Source organism: Arthrobacter sp. G.S.26, assembly GCF_050847375.1.
GTDB lineage: Bacteria > Actinomycetota > Actinomycetes > Actinomycetales > Micrococcaceae > Arthrobacter.
Window position 1 is genome coordinate 22,604 of sequence record NZ_CP193752.1, and the last position, 14,026, is coordinate 36,629.

At 66.3% G+C, this 14,026-nt stretch carries 13 protein-coding genes and 1 tRNA gene; 3 read left to right on the forward strand and 11 right to left on the reverse strand.

Going from position 1 to position 14,026, the window contains the following annotated elements; translation table 11 throughout:
• Window positions 1–16: 16 nt before the first annotated feature.
• Genes ACRB8A_RS00115 through ACRB8A_RS00140 form a run of 6 tightly spaced genes read right to left on the reverse strand, consistent with a single transcriptional unit; the run spans window position 17 to window position 7,436 of the window.
• Window positions 17–1,732, reverse strand: a complete 1,716-nt coding sequence (locus ACRB8A_RS00115; protein ID WP_432245346.1) for a protein kinase domain-containing protein — start codon at window positions 1,730–1,732, stop codon at window positions 17–19.
• Window positions 1,729–3,195 (reverse strand): peptidoglycan D,D-transpeptidase FtsI family protein, encoded by a 1,467-nt coding sequence (locus ACRB8A_RS00120; protein WP_050684569.1) that lies wholly within the window; start codon window positions 3,193–3,195, stop codon window positions 1,729–1,731. The genes ACRB8A_RS00115 and ACRB8A_RS00120 overlap by 4 nt, the downstream gene beginning before the upstream one ends.
• Window positions 3,192–4,580, reverse strand: coding sequence for an FtsW/RodA/SpoVE family cell cycle protein (locus ACRB8A_RS00125; protein ID WP_432245347.1), 1,389 nt, complete (start codon window positions 4,578–4,580; stop codon window positions 3,192–3,194). Before ACRB8A_RS00125 ends, ACRB8A_RS00120 begins: the two co-directional genes overlap by 4 nt.
• Window positions 4,577–6,202, reverse strand: a complete 1,626-nt coding sequence (locus ACRB8A_RS00130) for a PP2C family protein-serine/threonine phosphatase (protein WP_285241272.1) — start codon at window positions 6,200–6,202, stop codon at window positions 4,577–4,579. The genes ACRB8A_RS00125 and ACRB8A_RS00130 overlap by 4 nt, the downstream gene beginning before the upstream one ends.
• A 2-nt stretch (window positions 6,203–6,204) precedes the next feature.
• Window positions 6,205–6,687 (reverse strand): FHA domain-containing protein FhaB/FipA, encoded by a 483-nt coding sequence (locus tag ACRB8A_RS00135; RefSeq protein ID WP_050684627.1) that lies wholly within the window; start codon window positions 6,685–6,687, stop codon window positions 6,205–6,207.
• A 5-nt stretch (window positions 6,688–6,692) separates the two neighbouring features.
• A complete protein-coding gene (locus tag ACRB8A_RS00140; RefSeq protein WP_432245348.1) occupies window positions 6,693–7,436 on the reverse strand; it encodes an FhaA domain-containing protein in 744 nt (247 codons plus the stop codon).
• A gap of 375 nt (window positions 7,437–7,811) precedes the next feature.
• On the opposite strand from ACRB8A_RS00140, the gene ACRB8A_RS00145 reads away from it, so the two are divergent.
• Window positions 7,812–7,894, forward strand: a tRNA-Leu gene (locus tag ACRB8A_RS00145).
• Window positions 7,895–7,974: 80 nt separating this feature from the next.
• Here ACRB8A_RS00145 and ACRB8A_RS00150 read toward each other — a convergent pair.
• The 3 genes from ACRB8A_RS00150 to ACRB8A_RS00160 form a co-directional block, all read right to left on the reverse strand.
• A complete protein-coding gene (locus ACRB8A_RS00150; RefSeq protein WP_050684601.1) occupies window positions 7,975–8,673 on the reverse strand; it encodes a FadR/GntR family transcriptional regulator in 699 nt (232 codons plus the stop codon).
• A gap of 10 nt (window positions 8,674–8,683) precedes the next feature.
• Window positions 8,684–9,811: an L-talarate/galactarate dehydratase gene (locus ACRB8A_RS00155; RefSeq protein WP_285241269.1), complete on the reverse strand. Its 1,128-nt coding sequence runs from the start codon at window positions 9,809–9,811 to the stop codon at window positions 8,684–8,686.
• Window positions 9,812–9,881: 70 nt separating this feature from the next.
• Window positions 9,882–10,574: a TetR/AcrR family transcriptional regulator gene (locus tag ACRB8A_RS00160; RefSeq protein WP_432245349.1), complete on the reverse strand. Its 693-nt coding sequence runs from the start codon at window positions 10,572–10,574 to the stop codon at window positions 9,882–9,884.
• Between the two features lie 140 nt (window positions 10,575–10,714).
• On the opposite strand from ACRB8A_RS00160, the gene ACRB8A_RS00165 reads away from it, so the two are divergent.
• Both ACRB8A_RS00165 and ACRB8A_RS00170 read left to right on the forward strand, forming a co-directional pair.
• Window positions 10,715–12,091 carry a flavin monoamine oxidase family protein gene (locus tag ACRB8A_RS00165; RefSeq protein WP_050684604.1) on the forward strand — a complete coding sequence of 459 codons (1,377 nt, stop codon included), beginning with the start codon at window positions 10,715–10,717 and terminating at the stop codon, window positions 12,089–12,091.
• 66 nt (window positions 12,092–12,157) lie between these two features.
• Window positions 12,158–12,640 carry a pyridoxamine 5'-phosphate oxidase family protein gene (locus tag ACRB8A_RS00170; protein ID WP_050684605.1) on the forward strand — a complete coding sequence of 161 codons (483 nt, stop codon included), beginning with the start codon at window positions 12,158–12,160 and terminating at the stop codon, window positions 12,638–12,640.
• 59 nt (window positions 12,641–12,699) lie between these two features.
• Here the strand turns inward: ACRB8A_RS00170 and ACRB8A_RS00175 are convergent, their stop codons facing one another.
• Both ACRB8A_RS00175 and ACRB8A_RS00180 read right to left on the reverse strand, forming a co-directional pair.
• Window positions 12,700–13,302, reverse strand: a complete 603-nt coding sequence (locus tag ACRB8A_RS00175) for a DUF6919 domain-containing protein (RefSeq protein ID WP_050684606.1) — start codon at window positions 13,300–13,302, stop codon at window positions 12,700–12,702.
• A gap of 61 nt (window positions 13,303–13,363) precedes the next feature.
• Window positions 13,364–13,969, reverse strand: a complete 606-nt coding sequence (locus tag ACRB8A_RS00180; RefSeq protein WP_432245350.1) for a hypothetical protein — start codon at window positions 13,967–13,969, stop codon at window positions 13,364–13,366.
• Between the last annotated feature and the right edge of the window lie 57 nt (window positions 13,970–14,026).

Here is a 14,026-nt window from a genome sequence, read left to right on the forward strand (position 1 = left end):
CTGGTTGTTCCGTTGCTTACGGTTTACAGGTTGCCTGCGCTCCCGGCAGCTGGCCGGTGGCGCAATCGGTGACGGTCGGAGCGGACGGAGCGGTCGTGGGAGCCTCTTTGGTGGGTGCTGCCGTAGTGGGTGCCGGCGGCTCGGTGGTCTGCGGGGCGACTGCGTAGGTGACAGTGATTGTTGAGCCCGGGGGGACGGGACCCGACGGATTCACATCCAGGACGGTGCCAGGTTCAGCGTCATCGGTGACTTGGGTGACGCCGTTGACTCCGAGCCCGAGGTTGACCAGGTCGGTGCGCACCTGCTGGTACGACCTGCCCAAGTAGGCCGCCGGAATGATGTCCACGGTCTCCGGCGCTTCGCTGGTGGTCGGCGGCGGGGTGGTGACCGGCTCAGTGGAGGGCGGCGCTGATGAGGGCGGCGCGGACCGGGTGGGGCTGGCGCTGGTGGCCTGCGGGCTGCTGGACGTGGGTCCGGCAGTGGTGTCGTCGGACGGGGAAAACAGTCCCTGCTGGTTGAGGAAGACCCCCACGAGCACAAACAGCCCCAGCAGGATCAGTGCCACCAACGGCCAGGTCCAAGGGCTGCGGCCCTTGCGTTTGGGCTGGTCGGCGGGCTCGTCGTCGTACGCTGGCTCGTCCTGGCTCCAGCTCCGCTCCGCGGCCAGCGCGTTGGCCCGGGCCAGCGTTCCCTGGGGCGCGTCGGCGTCCTGGGCGGCGGCGGCCCCTGCACCGGCTGCCGCACCCGCTGCTGCCGCACCCACGGCGGGCAATGCCGAGGTGTGCGTTGGAGCGTCCCGCTGGGTGCCCACCACGCTGGTGGGCGCAGTGGCCGTGTCCACCGGCGCGGTGACGGGGCCCGTGCCGGAATCGAAAAGGAGCATGCCCGGCACTGCCGCCCGGGCGGCGCTGATGTCCCCGTTGCGGATGGCCTCGGCGGCTTCCGACAGCTTGATGGCGTTGGCGGGACGGTTCTTGGGGTCCTTGGCCAGCATGGACATCAGGAGGGCGCGTACGGGAGTGGGCAGGGTTTCGGGCAGCGGCGGCGGCGCATCGTTGACCTGGGCCAGCGCGATGGCAATCTGCGATTCCCCGGAGAACGGGCGGTGGCCGGTGAGGCATTCGTAGCCGATGACGCCCAGCGAATAGATGTCGGAGGAACCGGTGGCGGTCTGGCCCGTGGCCTGCTCCGGAGCCAGGTATTGGGCCGTTCCCATGACCTGCCCGGTTTGGGTCAGCGGCACCTGGTCGGCGAGCCTGGCGATGCCGAAGTCAGTGACCTTAACCCTGCCGTCAGGGGTGATCAGGAGGTTTCCGGGCTTGATGTCCCGGTGCACCAGGCCCTGGGCGTGGGCCACGGACAGGGCCCGGGCAGTCTGGGCAATCATGGACAGGGTACGGTCCGGGGACAGCACCTGTTCGTGCTCGATGATGCTGCTCAGCGGCTGGCCGGGCACCAGCTCCATCACCAGGTAGGCGGAGCCCTCCTCCTCGCCGTAGTCGAAGACGTTGGCGATGCCCACGTGGTTGAGCAGGGCGGTGTGGCGGGCCTCAGCGCGGAAGCGCTGGAGGAAGCCCGGATCCCCGGTGTATTCCTCTTTCAGCACCTTGATGGCGACGATGCGGCCAAGGACCAGGTCCTTGGCTTTCCAGACCTCCCCCATCCCGCCGATCGCAATCCGCGTGGTCAGCTGGAATCTGCCGCCGAGGGTGATTCCGGTTGTAGGCCTCACTTATTCAACACCGCCTCAAAAATCTTCTTCGCGTTCGGACTGGTTAGCTGTGCGCCGGTAACAACGTCTACGTCTTCCATCACGATGGTGACGGCCACCTGAGGGTTGCCTGCTGGAGCAAAACCCGTAAACCAGGAATTGTTGGTGCCGCCGGCGTTCCCGAGCTCTGCGGTGCCGGTCTTGCCGGCGACTTCCACACCCGGTACAGCGGCGCCACGGGCAATGCCCTGGCTTACCGCGCTTTCCATCCACTCGGTAATCTGGTTGGCAATCTCGGGAGTTGTGGAGGTCCGCAACTGTTCAGGCTGTGGTTCGTCGATGACCCGCAGGTCAGGTGAGCGCAGGGTTTTGATCAGGCTGGGAGCCATCTGGACGCCGTCGTTGGCGATCGCTGCCGTCATCATGTTGATCTGCAGGGGAGTTGCCCGGACATCCTTCTGCCCCACTGAGGACTGCGCCAGCCCCGGACCGTCAAGGTCGTCGGGGAAGCTGTTCTCCGTGGCGTGGGCCAGCTTCAGCTGGTCGCCCACGTCCTCGCCGATGCCGAATTTTTTTGCCTGCTCGGCGATCGCGTCCCGGCCCAGGTCCAGGGCGATGCTGGCGAAGGGTGTGTTGCAGGATTGCTGCAGGGCGAAGGCGAAACTGGCCTCGGTGCGGGTGTAGCAGTTTCCGCCGGCGTAGTTGGGCAGGCTGTAATCGATGCCGTCGAAGGGCAGCTGCGCCGGGTTGGGCAACACACTGTCCTTGTTGTACTTCCCCGAGGCGAGGGCCGCTGCGGTGTCCACCAGCTTAAAGACGGATCCCGGGGCCAGGAGCTCGCCTGTGGGTCCGCTGACATTCTGGTTCAGGTTGATCCCGGGAACCTTGATCAGCTGATCCATCGCTGCCTGCTCAGCCGTGCGGTCCTGCGTGGCCACGGTGTTGGGGTCGTACGAAGGCTTGGACACCATGGCCAGGATGGCCCCGGTCTTCGGGTCGGTGACCACAATCGAGCCGCGCTGGCCGTCCGGTATCAGGCTGTAAGCCAGTTTCTGCAGTTCCGGGTCGATGGTCAGTTCCACGGAGGCACCCTTGGGCTGGCTGCCCAGGAACAACTGGCCGATCCGGTCCAGGAACAGCTGGTCCGAATTCCCGGCCAGGACCTCGCCCATGGACTGTTCCAGGCCGGTGGCGCCATAGCTTTGCGAGAAGTACCCGGTGAGGCCCGCGTACAGATCCCCCTGGGGATAGGTGCGCTGGAAGGCACACACTTCGGAGGTGCCTTCCACGGACTCCGCAACGGGATCGCCGCCCACAATGATGGCACCGCGGTCGTTGCAGAAGTTCTGCAGGACGGCCCGTTGGTTCAGCGGGTTGGCCTTGAGGTCGTCGGCGCCCACCACCTGCACAAAGCTGATGGCGCCGAAAATGAGGGCGAACATGGCAACTGCTGCCACCCAGGAGTTACGGATTGCCTGGTTCATGCCTGTTTCACCGCCTGGGTGGGAGTATCGATGCCGGTGGATTCCGCTGCGCCGCCGGGAGGCAGCGGTGTGGTGTCCACCGGGCCGCGGGCGGTGTGCGAGATCAATAGGAGCAGGCCCACAATGATCCAGTTGGCCAGCAGCGATGAACCGCCGGCCGCGAGGAACGGTGTGGTCAGGCCCGTGAGCGGGATCAGCCGGGTGACCCCGCCGATGACCACAAAGCACTGCAGGGCGACGGCGAAGGACAAGCCGCATGCCAGCAGCTTTCCGAAGGCGTCGCGGGTGCCCAGTGCTGCCCGGAAGCCGCGGGTGAAGAGCAGCAGATACAGCAGGACAACGGCGAACAGGCCGATGAGGCCGAGTTCCTCGCCGATGGACGCGATGATCATGTCGCTGTTGGCGAAGGGGACCAGGTCTGGCCGCCCCTGGCCCAGGCCGGTACCCACCAGGCCGCCGTTGGCCATCCCGAACAGTCCTTCGATCACCTGCCGGCTTCCGTCCCGGTATACGTCCGGGCTGAAGGCATTGAGCCACCCATAGATCCGCTGTTCCACGTGGGAGAAGACCTGGGCGGCAACAAAGCCGCCGCCCAGGATCAGCGCCAGGCCGATCACCACCCAGCTGATCCGGCTGGTGGCCACGTAGATCATCACGATGAACAGTCCGAAGAAGAGCACCGACGAGCCGAGGTCGCGCTGGAAGATCAGCACGCCGATGCTGACCAGCCACGCCGTGATCATGGGGCCCATGTCCTTGAACCGCGGAAACTGCAGGGGACCGACTTTGCGGCCGGCCAGCAGGATCAGGTCGCGGTTTGAGGAAAGATACCCGGCAAAGAATATTGCAAGCGTGATCTTGGCTACTTCGCCGGGCTGGAACGTCATGGGCCCGATCTGGATCCACACCCTGGCGCCGAGGATTTCACCGGCGCTGATCCCGGGGATGAGCGGCAGCAGGAGGAGCAAGGCGCTGGCAGCCAGTGAAATGAACGTGAACCGGCGGAGTACGCGGTGATCGCGGAGGAACCAGATCACGGCAATGGCCACGGCCATGGCGATCAGGGTCCACCGCAGCTGGTTGTTGCCGGTGTCCTGGTTTGGAGCGTCCAGGCGGTGGATGATGGCCAGGCCGAGACCGTTGAGGGCCACCACGATCGGAAGTATTACTGGATCGGCATATTTAGCGCGGAGCCGGAGGACCACATGGAAAACCAGGGCCGCCACGGCCAGGAGGCTCGACTGGAACCAGAAGTCGGAGTCGAACGCCTTCTCCTGATCCACACCCACCAGCATGTTGGCACCGATCCCCACGGCAAGGGCTAGGATCAGCAAGGCCAGTTCGACGTTCCGGCGGGGTTTTGGCATGGTGCTCAGCTGGCTCATCGTGCGGCCTCGCAGGTAACGGTGGGACTTGGCGTGGGTGTGGGGCTGCCCGGCGCCGGCGTGGCTGGAGCTGTCGCCGTTCCTGTGGGGGCGGGGGTGGGCGACGCGGTCTGGGTGGGGGCGGCCGAAGCCGTCACGCAGTCCTCCTCGGGTGAGGGGGAGCCGGTCAGTTCAAGGTTTTTTACGATCCGCTGCGCGTCGTAGAGGTCGTTGGCGGGCACTGTCTGGCGGACGCGCTGCTGGGAGAACTGCGGCAGGGAGTCCATCCGGATGTCAGTGACGGCCTCCAGCGTGGACAGCTGGATGGGGCCCAGGCGCTGCGAAACGCCATTGTAGATAGCCACGCGCGAGTCGAATTCGCCCACGTAGTAGCGGGTCTGGGTCCAGGCGTAGCCCAGCCACAGGCCGGCGGTGAGGAACACCAGTACGGCTGCAGCGATGGACCAGGTGATCCACCGGCGGGTCTTCAGCGGGACCGGGACGTCATCGGCGTCGCTGCCTTGCCCCTCTGCCTTGTGGGTCAGCAGGGTTGCCGCCCGGCGGGCGACAGTACGGCCCGCGATGGTGGGGATTGACCCTGATTCGGCGGCCAGCGCCGCAGAGCCCACCAATTCGTGGGGGCGGGACGAGAGCTCCTCGCGCAGCACCTCCGCCGACAGGTGTTCGCCCAGGTGGGGGTCGGTGGCACCGGAATCCGGCGGGTGCCCGGCAGCAGTGCCGGCAGCGTCGGGTGTTGCCGGTTCGGCCCCTGGACCGGCCGCGGCCGGACTGGACGCCGGTTCCTTGGCGGCAGGGGCGGACCCGGCCGGCTGCTGCTGGATCACTTCCACGGCGGCCGTGTGGACGTCGTCGGGCGTTTCCTCCACGATGTCCACCACCACCACGGTGACGTTGTCCGGGGAACCTGCCTCCAGGGTGAGGTCCACCAGGATCCCGGCGCACTCGTGGAGGTCCTTCGTCTCGCGGACAGTCCTCTCCACGGCATGCCCGGCAACATAGTTCAGGCCATCGGAGCACAGCAGCCAGCGGTCGCCCGGCAGGACATCCAGGGTGTCCAGGTCAAGTTCGGGACTGGCATCCACATCGCCCAGCACACGCATCAGAACGTTTTTATGCGGGTGGGTTTCGGCTTCTTCGGGCCGCAGCCTGCCTTCGTCAATGAGCCGCTGGACGAAGGTGTGGTCAACGCTGACCTGCTCGAATGTCCCGGCCCGCAGGCGGTACGCGCGGGAGTCCCCGATATGGGCGAAGTGCAGCCGGCCGCCGGCCAGCAGGAGGGCCGTGACGGTGGTGCCCATTCCCGCGAGTTTGGGATTGATGTGCACCAGTTCGGAAAGCAGTGAATTGGCGGTCTGGATTTCATCGGCCAGGATGGTGCCGGCGTCATCGTTGTAGTCTGCGCGGTCCAGGTGGATCATGTCCAGGACAGTGGCGGCGGAGGCGACGTCGCCGCCGGCGTGCCCGCCCATGCCGTCCGCCACCACGGCCAGATGCCGGCCGGCGTAAGCGGAATCGTCATTCTTGGAGCGGATCCGGCCCACGTCGGACTGCGCCGCGAAGCGCATGATGAGGGGCCGCTGCGCGGGCAGGTGCCCGGTGGCGGGGTTTTCGGGAGCAGCCACGGCTACGGCCTCAATTCGATGACCGTCTTGCCGATTCTCACGGGAACGCCTGGTTCAACGGGCAGCGCCCGGGTGAGTTGCTGGTCTGCCAGGTAGGTTCCGTTGGTGGAACCCAGGTCCTCGATGAACCAGCGGCTGCCCTGCGGGAACAGGCGCGCGTGGCGGCCGGAAGCGTAATCGTCCTCAAGCACCAGGGTGGCTTCCTGGGCGCGGCCCAGCAGGATGGGGCTCGCAGCCAGCGGAATGGTAGTGCCCTTCAATGGCCCTTCGACCACCACCAACTGGTGGGCCTGCAGCTTTACGGGCTGCGGGGGCGCCTCGGCAAGTTCGGGGTTGCGGCGGACCTCGCGGGCGGTGGGGGCGCCGGAAGCGGCTTTCCGTCCCACCATAAGGTCCCGGCGCATGGCCGAGACAATGCTGAAGATCAGGACCCACAGCAGCAGCAGGAAGCCGAACCGCAGCACTGTGATGGTGAGATCGCTCATGTCATTCATGCGGAACCACCGGGTCCGGCGGGAAGCAGGCGGAAGATGATCTTTGTCCGTCCCATCGTGATGGTGGAGCCGTCTGTGAGTTCGGTGCTGCCGGCCACGCGCTGCCCGTTGACGTAGCTGCCGTTGGTGGAACCCATGTCCACGGCGCTGGTCACGCCGTTGGCGGTGCGGATCTCCAGGTGCCGGCGTGAAACGCCGGTGTCCTCCACCAGGATGTCTGCCTCGGAGGACCTGCCCAGCACGATGGACGGCGCGTTCAGTGAGTACCTTTGCCCGTCAATGTCCAGCACGGGCTGCAGGCGCACGGGCTGGCGGCTGGGGGCGGCCGGCACGTTGGGGCGTGCCGGTGCCGCGGCCGCGGCACCGGCCTGCTTTTCCGTGGCCGAAGCAATTTCGAAGTCCCCGGCGCGGAGTTCCGCGTCCCGGCGGAAGGAGATCCGGACCGGGCCCTGCAGGGTGTAACCCTGGCTGCGGACGTGGTTGATCACCACGTCACAGAGTTCTTCGGCCAGCGGGGTACCCCATTCCTGGGCCCGGGCAAAGTCCTCGTTGCTCAGCTCAACGTCGAAAACGTTGGGAGCCAGCGTCCGTCCGGCCGAAACCGTCAGCGCCTTGTTGTCGAGTTCGCGGCGGAGCCTGCTGGCGATCTCCACGGGCTCAACCTGTGCTTTGGAGCCGGTGGAGAAGACGCCCCGGACGGCTTTTTCGATGCCGCGTTCCACTTTATCCAGCAGACCCATAGGTCCTTCTCCTTTCCCCCCGGCTGCGGGGCAATAGTCCTTGGCAGGAACGCCGCGTGACGGTCCGTCACCAGGCGTTGTGACTGCGCGTGGCAGTCACGTCCAGAACCGATACTACTGGGCAGGGCTGGGAATGACCTTAATCCGCAACGGCCGGGCTGGCGTAAAAGTTCAGCCACCGGACGCTGCCGCGGGGCCCCTGGAGGGCTGTGGAAATGCCATTTCGGCCCGTGTTCCGGGGGTTTTGGCGCGGCTGGTGGAGGGGCCGCCAGGCTCAATTGGTATTTTCCGGCATATGTCCGTTATGCTTGATCTCGCTGCTTTCGCAGGTCCGCATAACCGGGAAACCGGGAGCGGAAATGGGAAAGAAGTTGCGCGCGAGTGGCGGAACGGCAGACGCGCTGGCTTCAGGTGCCAGTGTCCGAAAGGGCGTGGGGGTTCAAATCCCCCCTCGCGCACGCAAATGGATGGGCCCCGGTCTTAGGACCGGGGCCCATCCTGTTTTAACTGTTGGCGGCTGCCTGCTCCGCACGCCACGCTACGGACGCGCGGAAGCCTGGAACCGGCGTCGTGAGTTGGCAAGGTGGCTGCGCATGGCAGCTGCGGCCGCGGATCCGTCGCCGTCAGCGATGGCGTCGGCAATGGACCGGTGCTCGTGCACCACCTGGTCGAAGTGGTCCCGGGCATAATGTTCGACGCCGGTCATCAGCCGGGTGCGGGGCATGGCGATCATCGTCTGCCCCAAGGCGGCCAGGCAGTCGGAGTAGTACGGGTTGCCGGATGCGGCGGCCACTGCCCGGTGGAATTCGAAGTCCGCCTTCATGGCGTGCGCGGGGTGGCCCGTGCTGGCCGTAAATTCTTCCAGGGCGGCCGTGACGGCACGCAACTGGCGGTCGGTGCGGTTGCGGGCGGCCAGGGCCGCTGCCTCCGATTCCACGCCGAGCCGGAAGTCCAGCAGGTGGAGGCGGTCCTCCGTACTGGCCACGGGCCGCGTCCCCGGCGCTGCCGGGGACGCCTCTGAGGGCGGGGTGAGGGCAAAGCTGCCCCTGCCCCGTTCCGTTTCCACCAGTCCCTCGGCCTGCAGCCGGGTCAGGGCCGCGCGAACCACCGTACGGCTGACGCCGAAATCGCTGATCAGCGTGTTCTCGCTGGGCAGTTTCCCGCCCGGCTGGATGATGCCGTCCACAATCCGGGTGCGGAGGTCGGCGGTGAGGTCCGCGGTGAGGTTTCGGCTCATGGGATCAAGGTTACGCGCCGAACTCCACGGAGTCGGTGGTCCAGGCGCGTGCCTGGCCGCTCAGGGTGACGCCCAGTCCCGGCCGGTCCGGGACAATCATGCGGCCGTTCTTGGTTTCCAGGCGTTCCTCGAAGAGCGGGTCGAGCCAGTCGAAGTGCTCCACCCACGGTTCCCGCGGGTAGGCCGCCGCCAGGTGCAGGTGGATTTCCATGGCGAAGTGGGGTGCCAGGCCAAGGCCGCGTTCGTCGGCCAGGGCCGCGAGGCGGAGGAATTGGGTGATGCCGCCCACCCGTGGGGCGTCCGGCTGGATGATGTCGCAGCTGTTGGCGTTGATGAGGCCCTTGTGTTCGGCCACGGAGGCCAGCATTTCGCCGGTGGCGATGGGTGTGTCCAGGACGTGGGCCAGGTGCGCGTGTCCCTCGAAGTCGTAGGCGTCCAGGGGCTCCTCGATCCAGATGAGGTTGTACTGCTCCAGCTGCCGGCCCATCCGCAGTGCCGTGGCACGGTCCCACTGCTGGTTGGCATCCACCATCAGCGGCACGTCCCAGCCGATGTGCTCCCGGACGCCCGCCACACGGCGCAGGTCTTCCGAGGAGTCCGGCAGGCCAACCTTGATCTTGATGCCGCCGATGCCTTCCGCCAGGAGTTGGGTGGCACGGGCCTTGACCTCGTCCAGGCTTGCGTTCAGGAATCCGCCCGATGTGTTGTAGGTCTGGACGGAATCGCGGTAAGCACCCAGGAGCTTGGCCAGCGGCAGCCCGGCCCGCTTTGCTTTCAGGTCATACAGGGCGATGTCGATGGCCGCGAGGGCCTGGGTGGCCACTCCGGAGCGGCCAACGGAGGCGCCGGCCCAGAGGAGCTTGGTGTAGATCCGGCCGATGTCGTTGGGGTCTTCCCCGATGATGCCTTCCGCCACTTCCTTGGCGTGCGCGTACTGTGCCGGGCCGCCTGCCCGCTTGGAGTAACTGAAACCCAGTCCGGTGTGGCCCTGTTCCGTGGTGATCTCGGCAAACAGGAACACCACCTCGGTCATGGGCTTCTGCCGCCCGGTGAAGACCTTCGCGTCGCTGATGGGGACGCTGAGCGGCAGCGTGGCGGTGGACAGCTTGACGTGGCGGATGAGATCGACGGGACTCATGGGTTCTCCTAGGTGGCGGGGCATCTTTGCCTACACTTAGGATACAAGTTTACAACTTGTAGTACAAGACTTACCTGTTCCGGAGGGTGTCGAAGCCTGTAATCAGGGCTTCCAGGCCCAAGCTGAAGGCCACGTCGGCCGGACGCGGGTGCTGCTCGGCTGCCAGCCGGTCGACGGCGGCCGTGAAGTTGGGAGTCTGCGCGGCGAGGGTGCCGGCGTCGAAAATGTCCGCCGGGGCCGTGACGTCGTACGCGGCGCCGAAGACAAACGCCTCCAGGGCGACGATGGCGGAGATCGTTTTCTCCGCGGGGAACCCCGCAGCCCCGAAGCCGGCCGTTACCGCCTCATACATGGCGAGTGTTTTGGGCGCATTGGCGACGGGCAGCACCGCGATAATGGGGATCAGGGGTGTGTGCTGGGCAAACACCTCGCGGTAGGACCAGGCCCACCGGCGCACGGCGGCATCCCACGGGCCGGCGCCGAAACCCGACACGTCCACCATCTCCACCAGGTGGTCCTCAACAAGGAGCAGCACATCATCCTTGGAGGACACATGGTTGTAGAGGGCCGACGGCGCCACGTCCAGCGACCGGGCCAGCGCGGCCATGGTCAATCCGTCGTAGCCCTTCCTGCTGATCAGCGCCAGGGCTGCGACGGTGATGCCCGCCTTGTCCAGTACGGCTGCCGACGGCCTCCCGGCGCGCCTTCTGGCTGCCGGGTCCTTCCCCGCGGATCGTCCCTGTGTGGCTGCTACTGCCGGCATTGCTGCCCCTTCTGTCATGGTCTCCAGCATTATTCCATCCGCGCACTTCCGGTCCCGCCCGGCAGCCGCTATAGTTGATGCTAAATGAACGTCATTCATTTAGTGCTCCCCGTCACTTTGCGGGCCGCAGAGAGGACATCATGCTGAACCTGAACCGCGACGTTGCAGTGGTGGGAGCCGGCCCGTCCGGCCTGACCGCAGCCCGTGAACTGAAGAAGGCCGGTTTCACCGTCGCCGTCATCGAGGCCCGTGACAGGGTGGGTGGCCGCACCTGGACCGACACCATCGACGGGGCCATGCTGGAAATCGGCGGCCAGTGGGTCTCGCCGGACCAGACGGTGCTCCTGGACCTGCTCGCGGAGCTCGGCCTGGAGACCTACTCCCGCTACCGGGAGGGAAAATCCGTCTATATCGGCGCGGACGGCGCTCCCGTGACCTATACGGGCGACTCCTTTCCCGTGGCGCCGGGCACCGCCGCCGAAATGGACCGGCTGATTGAACTGCTTGACGGCCTGGCGGAGGAGATCGGTGCCACCGAGCCCTGGGCGCATCCCAAGGCACGCGAACTGGACACCATCTCATTCCACCATTGGCTGCGGCAGAATTCCGCTGACGAGGAAGCCTGCAACAACATTGGCCTCTTCATCGCCGGCGGCATGCTGACCAAGCCGGCGCACGCCTTTTCCGCCCTGCAGGCGGTCCTGATGGCCGCCTCCGCCGGCTCCTTCACGCACCTCACGGATGAGGATTTCATCCTGGACAAGCGTGTGGTGGGCGGCATGCAGCAGGTTTCGCAGCTGATGGCCGCAGGCCTGGAGGGTGACGTGGTGCTGGACAGCCCGGTCCGGAGCATTAACTGGACTGCCGACAGTGCGGTGGTTGTCTCGGAGCGCGCAACAGTGAATGCGAGGTTTGTAGTCATGGCGGTTCCGCCGAACCTCTACTCCCGGGTGTCCTTTAACCCGCCGCTGCCCCGCCGCCAGCACCAGATGCACCAGCACCAGTCGCTGGGCCTGGTCATCAAGGTGCACGCCGTCTACAAAACCCCGTTCTGGCGTGCGGCCGGCCTGTCGGGCACCGGCTTCGGCGCCGGCGCCCTGGTGCAGGAGGTCTACGACAACACCAACCACGGCGACACCCGCGGCACTCTGGTGGGCTTCATCTCCGACGAGAAAGCCGACGCCGTCTTCGAGCTCAGCCCGGCGGACCGCAAAAAGGCCGTCCTGGAATCCATCGCCGCCTTTTTGGGTGACGCTGCCCTGGCGCCGGAGGTGTATTACGAATCCGACTGGGGCTCTGAGGAGTGGACGCGCGGTGCCTACGCTGCCAGCTATGACCTGGGTGGCCTGCACCGCTATGGCAAGGACCAGCTGGCTCCCGTGGGGCCCATCCACTGGTCCTCGTCAGACCTGGCCGCCGAGGGGTACCAGCACGTTGACGGGGCCATCAGGATGGGGCGCCGGACGGCACAGCTGATCGCAGAAAAAGCGAAGGTGCAGGTTGCGGCCGGTTGGTAAATAAGCATGCTTACCAATAGGCTGGCCGAAGGGGAGCGACCCCGACAGCAGACGAAGAGGTGAGGCATGACTGACGCACAGAGCATCAGCAAAGTAACCGACATCATCAACGGGTCCCACATCGGGATGTTGACCACCATCAACGGGGAGGGTGCCCTCGTCAGCCGCCCGCTGGCCGTCCAGGAAGTGCTGGACGACGGCGACATGTGGTTCTTCACGGGCCTGAACACCTCACAGGTAACGCACGTCCGGGCCGACTCCCGCGTCAACGTCTCGTTCGGAAAAAACACCGAATGGGTGTCTGTGGCAGGGACCGCCGAGGTTGTCACGGACCGCGCCAAAATCCGCGAAATGTGGAACCAGGCGGTGGAGGCGTGGTTCCCGGACGGCCCGGATACCCCTGAGGTGTGCCTGCTGCGGGTCGATTCCGATTCGGCCGAGTACTGGACCAGCCCGGGAGGCACGGCGGCCACTGTCCTGCAGTGGGTCAAGGCCAAAGTCACCAACAGCCGGATGAGCGTTGGCGAGAGCGGCACCGTGGATCTCTGAGTCCCCGCAAAAGGTGGAGCAGCGCAGGCTGCTCCACCTTTTGTCGTTTAACCGCCGGTTCAGCCGTTCGGGGAAAGAGCGGCGAGGACTGCAGGAAGGAGGACATCGTTCCGGCCCCAGACGGGGTCCAGGATTTCGACGTACCAGGAGTCGGCCAGCAGTAGGGCCAAAGCATCGTTGGTTTCCTCCGCCCAATCCCGGATCTGGTCCTCGGTGACGGGGTTTTCGCTGGAACCGAGGACGGTGGCCACATCATCGCCTGCCAGCGTGACGGGAATGGCGGCGTTGCTTGAATCGCCCGGGGCGTGCGCCACGGTAATGAATTCGCTGCGGGTGGACAGCGCCAGCAGGTCTCCAGCCGCGGCGGGGCTGCAGAACCCGGTAACGTACTGCCGCTGGGCCAGGGCGGCGCCGCTGATTCCCGGCTGGGATTCCTTCGTGAAAAGGCCGCTGCGGTTCAGGCGGGCGAGTTCCGGGGCGAGTGCGATGGTTTCAGGATCGAAGCCTGCCGCGAAGTGGCCCGGCTGGTATTTGCTGCCGCCTTCAAGCCACCGGGCCGTGAGCTCGCCAGCCCCGGCCAGGGTGGTGGCCTGGCGCCACACGCCGCGGTCCTCCAGCAGGCGGCCGAAGCGGTCATGGACTGGCATTTCCTCTGGCTTCATCCTTTGGATGCTATCCGCCCTGACGCAGCCTGATCCAGTGGCACCGACACAGCACTTAACGTCAGGCTGCGCCGGCCTGGTTCGTAGGAAGTCCGGCAGCGCGCTCCGCTGCAGCCAGCGACAACGCCAATCCGGTTACTGCGGCCGGGTAGTCGCGGTGCGGCTGTGCGCGCAATTGTTCGGCCGTCCGCATGGCCTTGATCAGTGCCGACGTTTCCGGCAACCGGACATCGGTGAGGGCCGGGTAGTCGATGCTGCAGGCGGGGTCCAGCTCATACCTGCGCCAGCGGGCCATCAGTTCATCGTGCTGGACCCTGGCGGCCTGGTTGGCGGACACCTGCAGCCTCGAGTCCCGCCGGCCGGCCCGCCAGGCCAGCAAGCGGGGGCTGAGGCGGTAGGCGGCGACGGCGGCCCCAACACCGGCGGCACCGAGGATCAGGCCGGCCCACGGCCAGGCCAGGGTGGGAATGAGCAGTGCCGGAACGGCAACGGCGGCGCCCAGGAAGAGGTCCCAGAACAGCTGGTCGGAGCGCTCCGGACCGGTGCCTGCAGGGGCGAAGGACCGCCGCCGGACCAAATAGACAGTGCCCGCAACACTGACCACCAAAACCGCCCCGCAGAGGAGCAGGAGGAGTCCCTCGGAGAAGGCTTCCATCACGGCCGACATCCTGAACCTCCAGCGGTTACCGCCCGGGCCAAGGTTTCCCAGGCTTGTCTTCCCATT

Excerpts from the sequence above, each read along its gene's own strand:
- ACRB8A_RS00120 (WP_050684569.1), bottom strand. The coding sequence starts at position 3,195 with ATGAACCAGGCAATCCGTAACTCCTGGGTGGCAGCAGTTGCCATGTTC.
- ACRB8A_RS00125 (WP_432245347.1), bottom strand. The coding sequence starts at position 4,580 with ATGAGCCAGCTGAGCACCATGCCAAAACCCCGCCGGAACGTCGAACTG.
- ACRB8A_RS00135 (WP_050684627.1), bottom strand. The coding sequence starts at position 6,687 with ATGAGCGATCTCACCATCACAGTGCTGCGGTTCGGCTTCCTGCTGCTG.
- ACRB8A_RS00140 (WP_432245348.1), bottom strand. The coding sequence starts at position 7,436 with ATGGGTCTGCTGGATAAAGTGGAACGCGGCATCGAAAAAGCCGTCCGG.
- ACRB8A_RS00150 (WP_050684601.1), bottom strand. The coding sequence starts at position 8,673 with ATGAGCCGAAACCTCACCGCGGACCTCACCGCCGACCTCCGCACCCGG.
- ACRB8A_RS00155 (WP_285241269.1), bottom strand. The coding sequence starts at position 9,811 with ATGAGTCCCGTCGATCTCATCCGCCACGTCAAGCTGTCCACCGCCACG.
- ACRB8A_RS00160 (WP_432245349.1), bottom strand. The coding sequence starts at position 10,574 with ATGCCGGCAGTAGCAGCCACACAGGGACGATCCGCGGGGAAGGACCCG.
- ACRB8A_RS00165 (WP_050684604.1), top strand. The coding sequence starts at position 10,715 with ATGCTGAACCTGAACCGCGACGTTGCAGTGGTGGGAGCCGGCCCGTCC.
- ACRB8A_RS00170 (WP_050684605.1), top strand. The coding sequence starts at position 12,158 with ATGACTGACGCACAGAGCATCAGCAAAGTAACCGACATCATCAACGGG.
- ACRB8A_RS00175 (WP_050684606.1), bottom strand. The coding sequence starts at position 13,302 with ATGAAGCCAGAGGAAATGCCAGTCCATGACCGCTTCGGCCGCCTGCTG.
- ACRB8A_RS00180 (WP_432245350.1), bottom strand. The coding sequence starts at position 13,969 with ATGTCGGCCGTGATGGAAGCCTTCTCCGAGGGACTCCTCCTGCTCCTC.